Here is a 6,187-nt window from a genome sequence, read left to right as displayed (position 1 = left end):
CACCAGCGGCTCGATCAGCGCCCACTGCGCATCGGTCAGGTCCGAGGGGTAGGCCGGGGAAGAGCCCATGTCCCACCCTGGCGCACAACACCGAACCTGTCAGCCCGCTTTCTCAACACGCTCTGAGAGGCGTCTCGCAACTCGGCGCGGAGGGGTCGGCGTGGCAGCCAGAAGCTCGGATGTCAGTTTTGCCGGTCGGCTCCGGCTTGTATGTCCGACCCACGCCACCGCGGGCACGAACAGCCGCCCGCCTGCGGTTTCTATCCCTCCTCGTCGATGACCCATGACCGATGAGCAGTGGAAGTTGGTCGAACCGTTGCTGCCGCCGCCGGGCAACACCGGCGGGCGGGGCGGGCGACCGGAGAAGCATCCGCGCCGGCGGATGCTGGACGCGATCTTCTATGTCGTCCGTGGGGGCATCGCCTGGGCGAAGGCCCCCTCCTTGATCCCCTCGCCGGCTCGGGGATGCCCTGGAGGGGGCTAGCTGCGGGGCGCCAAGGAGGGGGCCACGTCGAAGAGGGGGCCGGGCGTGAGCAGACATTCCCGGCGGCCGGTGGTCGACCGCACCGGCACGCTCGCTGCATCCGATGCACTCGTCGACAGACCGCCGGCCGCGGAGGCCGAGCCCGCCGATGCGGGACCCTCGGAGTGGACCAGCCGACGCATGGAGACCCGTGTCGACCTCGAGGACACGCAGGCCCTGGATCGCATTCTCGACGCCGACCGACGAGCGTCACGATCCGGACCGCGGAACGGGACTTCCGTCATTTCCTGGCTCACCGTCCGCGTTCCGCACACCGGCTGACGGCTGCACGCGGCGGAGACCCCGGGACACCGATCACCCGGAGCCTCTCCGGGCACCGTGGAAGGGTCCGGTCACCTCGTAGGTGGTGCCGTCGTCGTCCTCGCCCGTCGAGCCGCGCTGGCTGGAGAAGTACAGGCGAGTGCCGTCGGGCGTGAAGGCCGGCCCGGTCACCTCGGAGTCGGGGTGACCCTCGATGCTGAGGAAGGGCCGGACCCGGCCCGTCGGGCTCAGCGTGCAGATCCGCATCGCCGGGCCGTCCTCGGCGACGAAGAGCTCGCCCCGCGAGTCGGCCGTGAGGTTGTCCACCCGGGGCATCTGGGCCGTCGTCGGGTCCGCCGCCACGGTCAGCCGGCTCCGGTCCGCGTCGTAACGCCAGACCCGGCGGTCGCCCTTCGTGGTGAACCAGCACCCTCCTGCGACGTACCACGCTCCCTCGCCGCCGTCGAAGCGTTGCGCGCCGGGCACCTGGTGCCTCGTGGGCCGCCGGACGGCGGAGGGGGCAGGCACCGGCCTCCAGGTCACGGAGCCGTCGCTGTCCCGGAGGCACAGGACCTCGAGGCGGCCGGCGGTCAGGTCCGGCCACGCTGCCGGCTGGAAGCGGTAGAAGCAGCCGTCCGGTTCGTCCTCGGTGAGGTACACGACCTCGCGCACCGGGTCGACGGCGGCCGCCTCGTGCGTGAACCGCCCCATGCCCGGGAGCTCGACCGGTCGCCGCCGGCCGCGGGGATCGGTCTCGAAGACACGACCACGGGGGACCTCCTCGCAGGACAGCCAGGTGCCCCACGGCGTGGGACCGCCGGAGCAGTTACGGTCGGTGCCCTCGAGGATTCGGGTGGCGGAGGTGATGGACCCGTCGGCGGCGAACCGGATCGCGCTCGCCCCACCCGTGCCGTCCACCTCGCTGTTGGACACGTAGATCCAGCCGGCCCCGTCGGGGAAGCAGGCACCGCCGTCCGGCGCGGGGTGCCAGCGGTAGGACGTCGGGCCGACGTTCCGGCCGGCCCGGGCCACCACCCGGCTGCGGAAACCCGGGGGCAGCCGCAGACCGTTCTCGTCCGGGGACAGCAGGGGGCCGTAGGCGGAGCCGGCGGTCTCCGGAGGGCTGCCCAGGGTCTGCCACAGCGAGCCGGTCAGGGTCACCGACCCGAGCCCGGCCGCCGAGGTCAGGAGAAACGTCCGCCGATCCATGTAGTCCTCCACCGCCCGGTCGCCGTCGTCAGTCGTCCAGGAGTTCGACCCCGAGGAGCTCGCCCACCTCCAGGACGCCCAGCAGCGGCAGCGTCGCCAGCAGGGCGAGGACGGCGGCCAGCCCGGGCCGCGAGCGCAGGACGGCGCTCCCCGGCATCACGGCCAGGGACGTGCGGGCCTGCAGGAGGGCCAGCCCACTCAGGGCCCGCCAGCCGGGCGCGGCCGGCGCGGCGGCGGGTACCGGGGGCAGGTCCGCGGTCAGCGGCGGGAGGTCGTGCTGGAAGCGGGCGCCGTACGCCGCGGCCATGCGCTCGTCGCACTCGTCCAGCGTCAGCATCCCGTGGACCGTGGCCTCGCGGAGGACGTCCACGACGGCGTCCCGGTCGGCGTCCGAGGCGCGCATCGGCAGCCGTGGCCCGTGCGGCGGGGGCAGCTCCGGCAGGTTCCCGGCGTGCGGCGACAGGGTCATGGTTCCTGGCTCCTCTCCAGTCGTGGGGCGGCTCCCCGGCGTCCACCGCTCTGTTGCGGGGACCCGTCCGCCGGTCCGAGCCCGAGCGTGACGGTCAGCCCGCTCGGCGTGCTGTTGGCGGCCGTGACCCGGCCGCCGTGCGCGGCGGCGACGGCGGCGACGATGGCCAGTCCCAGCCCGGCGCCGCCGGGTTCGTGGCGTGCGTCGTCCACCCGGCTGAACCGGTCGAAGAGGCCGGGGAGCCGGTCGGGCGGGACGCCGGGACCGGTGTCGCGGACGACGACCTCGGCGCTCACCGGCCCGGTCGCACGGACCTCGACGCTGACCGCCCCGCCCTCAGGGGTGTGGCGCAGTGCGTTGTCGACGAGGTTGGCCACCGCTCGCTCCACCCCGGCGGCGTCGCCACGGACCACCGCCGCCCCGCCGGTCTGCAGCCGGACGCCGCGCCGCGCCGCGAGGGTGGCGAAGCGGGCGAGCACCCCGCCGACCAGGTCGTCGAGGTCCAGGGGGCGGTGGGTCTCGAGGGAGCCGGCGTCGGCGCGGGCCAGGAGCAGCAGGTCGTCGACCAGCCCGGAGATGCGGCCGGCCTCCTGCAGCGCGGTGCCGAGCCCCGCGCGCACGGCCGGGTCCTCCGTCCGGTCGCGGGCCAGCTCGACCTCCGCGGTCAGGATCGCCAGGGGGGTGCGCAGCTCGTGGCTGGAGTCCGCGGTGAAGGTCCGTTCCCGCGCGACGGCCGCCGACAGCCGGTCGAGCATCCCGTTGAGGGTGTGCACGAGGCGGCCGACCTCGTCGAGGCGGGCCGGCGGGGACAACCGCCGGGACAGGTCCGCCGCGCTGATGGCCAGCGCCTCGTCGGTCGCCCGCCGGACGGGCGCCAGCCCTCGACGGGCGATGCCGTAGCCGAGGAGGCCGGCGAGCAGGGTGGCCAGGCCGGCCGCTGGGAGGTAGCCGGCGACCAGGGCGGCCTGCGCGTCCTCGACGTCCTCCAGCTCGGCGGCGACGACGGCGACCTGGCCGGCGTCGTCGTACGGCACGGCGAGCGCCCGCAGGGCGTCCTCCGCCTCTTCGTCGGTGACCGTGCGGAGCACGGCCTCTCCCGCCCGGGCGCGCGCGAGGTCGGCCGGGCCGAGGAGCGGCGCCCCGGCTGCGGAGTCCTCGCTGGCGCTCACTACCTGCCCTCGCCGGTCCACCAGTTGGATCACCGGCTCGCTGAGCTCCAGGCCGCCGAGCTCGTCATCGCCGGTCGGGTCGCCGAGCCCGTCCTCGGCGAGCCGAGAGGGCAGCGCGGAGGCGAGGTCGACCAGCTGTTGATCGACTCCGGCGCGCAGCGCGGTACCCAGCTGGTGGTGGACGAGGACGCCGACGAGCAGGAGGAGGACGCCCAGGGACGCCGTCGAGAGCAGGGCGAGTCGCACACTGATCGGTAGCCGGGACATCCTGGTCAGGAGGTCCCTTCGGCGCAGGCGAGCCGGTAGCCGCTGCCGCGGACGGTCTGCACCAGCTCCAGGGAGAACCGCCGGTCGATCTTGTCGCGCAGGTACTTGACGTACACGTCGACGACGTTCGACACCCCGTCGTAGTCGTGACCCCAGACGTGCTCAAGGATCTGCGCCCGCGAGAGGACGTGCCCACGGTTGTGCATCAGGAACTCCATCAGCGCGAACTCGCGCCGGGAGAGGTCCACTGCCTCGCCGCGGCACCGCACCACTCTGGCCGCGGGGTCCAGCGAGAGCGGCCCGCACTGCAGTACCGCCGGGCGGGGCGGTGCGCCCCGGCGCTGGAGCGCGCGCAGCCGGCCGAGCAGCTCGGTGAAGGCAAACGGCTTGACCAGGTAGTCGTCCGCCCCGTGGTCCAGCCCGCGCACCCGGTCCTCGACCGCGTCGCGCGCGGTCAGCATGATCACCGGGGCCCAGACCTCGCGCTCCCGCAGCGCCCGGCACACGGCGAACCCGTCCATCCCGGGGAGCATCACGTCGAGCACGATTGCGTCGTAGGACCCCGACACCCCTCGCGCCAGACCGGTCGGCCCGTCGGCGACGGCCTCGACCGTGTGCCCGGCCTCGGCGAGGCCGCGCGTGAGGACGTCGCGCATGTTGCCGTGGTCCTCGACCACCAGCACCCGCATGACCACGAGCGTCGCACCCCGCGATGAAGGTTCGATGAGAGCGCCGCCGCCGTTACTCCCTCCGTCCGCCGCTCGGGCGGGGACGAGCCGATGAGAGCGCCGCTCAGTTGCGGCTCACCGATTCCTCATCAGGCCCGGGGACCGTGATCCACGGAGACCGGCACACGGCCGGGACCGTCGAGGATGGAGAACGTCATGCGTATCGGTAAGCGAGCCGCCGTCGTCACCGCGGGCGCCGCAGTCGCCCTGGCCGCAGCGAGCGGGGTCGCCGTCGCCGCCGGCGAGGACGGCCAGGGCGGCGGGGGCGACGACCTCACCCGCGCGGGCACCGTGGCGGTGGACGAGTCGGCGCTGCCCGAGGACGACGCCGCGGAGCAGGAGGCGCTGGCCGAGCTGGCCACGGTCGACGAGGCCGCCGCCACCGCGGCCGCGGTCGAGTCGGTCGGTGGCGGGGAGGCCGTCGAGGCCGAGCTCGAGGACGAGGACGGGTTCGTCGTCTGGGAGGTCGAGGTGCGCGGCGCCGACGGGACGCTGCAGGAGGTCACCGTCGACGCCGGCGACGCGAGCGTCCTCGGGACCGAGGCCGAGGACGACGAGGCCGACGACGACGAGGCCGACGACGACGAGGCCGAGGACGACGCGGACGACCAGGACGACGACTGATCCTCGGCGCGTTGACGAGCCGGCGCCGTCCGCGACGGCCGGGATGGCCGACACGAAGCGGTAACGATGTGGTGGACCGATGGCTGGTCCGGCCGCTGACGGGCACCGGGCTGTCACCTGACCCGATGGCAAGCCCCTGGAACGGAGACACGAGATGAATCACGTCCGGCGACGCTCGACGCGGCTCGCGATGGTGGGCGCCATGGCACTGGTGCCGGTCCTCGCGGCATGCGGTGAGGACGAGGTACCGGTGGACACCGGCGCCGTCGAGGAACCCGCTCAGGACGAGCTGACGGAGCTGGCCCTCGGCGAGACCGTCACGGTCAACGGCGAGGTCTCCGAGGTCATCAGCCCGAACGCCTTCACCGTCGGCGGCGAGGAGATCGGGGAGAACCCGATCCTCGTCGTGGGCGCCGAGGTGCCGGCCCTCGAGGAGGGCGCCGAGGTGCAGGTGGCCGGCACCGTCGTGGAGTTCCAGGTGATCGGCTTCGAGGAGGACCTCGACCTGGACCTCGTGGACAACGAGTTCGAGGACTTCGACGGCGACCCGGCCATCCAGGCCACCTCGGTGACGCCGGCCTGATCCCCAGGTCCGGCTCCCCTGCCCGCGCAGACGCCGACCCGCGAGAACCGGGTCGGCGTCTGCGCTGCTGTCGGTCACGCAGAGCGATGGTTTGCTGACACGGCTCCATCGGACACGCGCACGGTCCCTGCCGGCCCTCCGACGATCGGGTGATGCTCACGTGACGCCGCCCCTCGATCACGGTCAGCATGGACCGACCTCACCTCGGGGACGTCGACTGGGAGGCGCTGCCGTGCCCTACTCACTGGTCAGTGCCGCCACGCTCGGCTTCGACCTGGTCCGCCTGCCCGCCGGCCGGGCCGTCGCGGACGCCCTGCTCGCCGGGCTCGCCGCCGACGCCGCCGCGCTGGAGCA

Annotated in this window: 7 protein-coding genes; 3 read left to right on the top strand and 4 right to left on the bottom strand. The window is 73.9% G+C overall.

What is annotated here, in order from left to right; genetic code table 11:
• Positions 1–283 precede the first annotated feature (283 nt).
• Entirely contained in the window at positions 284–484 is a 201-nt protein-coding gene (locus E4P41_RS23755) for a transposase (RefSeq protein WP_280661491.1), read from the top strand.
• A gap of 354 nt (positions 485–838) precedes the next feature.
• On the opposite strand, the gene E4P41_RS20865 is transcribed toward E4P41_RS23755, so the two are convergent.
• From E4P41_RS20865 to E4P41_RS20850, 4 genes are read right to left on the bottom strand one after another with little or no spacing between them, the layout of a single operon-like run.
• The gene (locus E4P41_RS20865) at positions 839–1,993 is read right to left on the bottom strand and encodes an alkaline phosphatase PhoX (RefSeq protein WP_135143125.1); all 1,155 of its coding nucleotides are present in this window, start codon (positions 1,991–1,993) and stop codon (positions 839–841) included.
• 28 nt (positions 1,994–2,021) lie between these two features.
• Positions 2,022–2,462: a DUF1707 domain-containing protein gene (locus tag E4P41_RS20860; protein WP_209307840.1), complete on the bottom strand. Its 441-nt coding sequence runs from the start codon at positions 2,460–2,462 to the stop codon at positions 2,022–2,024.
• A complete protein-coding gene (locus E4P41_RS20855; protein WP_135143124.1) occupies positions 2,459–3,898 on the bottom strand; it encodes an ATP-binding protein in 1,440 nt (479 codons plus the stop codon). Before E4P41_RS20855 ends, E4P41_RS20860 begins: the two co-directional genes overlap by 4 nt.
• Before the next feature lie 5 nt (positions 3,899–3,903).
• Positions 3,904–4,587, bottom strand: coding sequence for a response regulator transcription factor (locus tag E4P41_RS20850; RefSeq protein WP_135143123.1), 684 nt, complete (start codon positions 4,585–4,587; stop codon positions 3,904–3,906).
• 195 nt (positions 4,588–4,782) lie between these two features.
• Here E4P41_RS20850 and E4P41_RS20845 point away from each other — a divergent pair, with 195 nt between their 5' ends.
• Complete coding sequence (locus E4P41_RS20845) at positions 4,783–5,250, top strand: PepSY domain-containing protein (RefSeq protein ID WP_167761208.1); 468 nt, start codon at positions 4,783–4,785, stop codon at positions 5,248–5,250.
• Positions 5,251–5,452: 202 nt separating this feature from the next.
• Positions 5,453–5,833, top strand: a complete 381-nt coding sequence (locus tag E4P41_RS20840) for a hypothetical protein (protein ID WP_135143121.1) — start codon at positions 5,453–5,455, stop codon at positions 5,831–5,833.
• Positions 5,834–6,187 lie beyond the last annotated feature (354 nt).

This window comes from Geodermatophilus sp. DF01-2, assembly GCF_004571065.1.
Lineage (GTDB): Bacteria > Actinomycetota > Actinomycetes > Mycobacteriales > Geodermatophilaceae > Geodermatophilus.
Note: the sequence above shows the minus strand (reverse complement) of the source record. Positions and strands in the feature narration are given on the sequence as shown.

What these genes read in the sequence shown, in the direction of transcription:
- E4P41_RS23755 (WP_280661491.1), top strand. Translation starts at nt 284, where the DNA reads ATGACCGATGAGCAGTGGAAGTTGGTCGAACCGTTGCTGCCGCCGCCG.
- E4P41_RS20865 (WP_135143125.1), bottom strand. Translation starts at nt 1,993, where the DNA reads ATGGATCGGCGGACGTTTCTCCTGACCTCGGCGGCCGGGCTCGGGTCG.
- E4P41_RS20860 (WP_209307840.1), bottom strand. Translation starts at nt 2,462, where the DNA reads ATGACCCTGTCGCCGCACGCCGGGAACCTGCCGGAGCTGCCCCCGCCG.
- E4P41_RS20855 (WP_135143124.1), bottom strand. Translation starts at nt 3,898, where the DNA reads ATGTCCCGGCTACCGATCAGTGTGCGACTCGCCCTGCTCTCGACGGCG.
- E4P41_RS20850 (WP_135143123.1), bottom strand. Translation starts at nt 4,587, where the DNA reads ATGCGGGTGCTGGTGGTCGAGGACCACGGCAACATGCGCGACGTCCTC.
- E4P41_RS20845 (WP_167761208.1), top strand. Translation starts at nt 4,783, where the DNA reads ATGCGTATCGGTAAGCGAGCCGCCGTCGTCACCGCGGGCGCCGCAGTC.
- E4P41_RS20840 (WP_135143121.1), top strand. Translation starts at nt 5,453, where the DNA reads ATGGCACTGGTGCCGGTCCTCGCGGCATGCGGTGAGGACGAGGTACCG.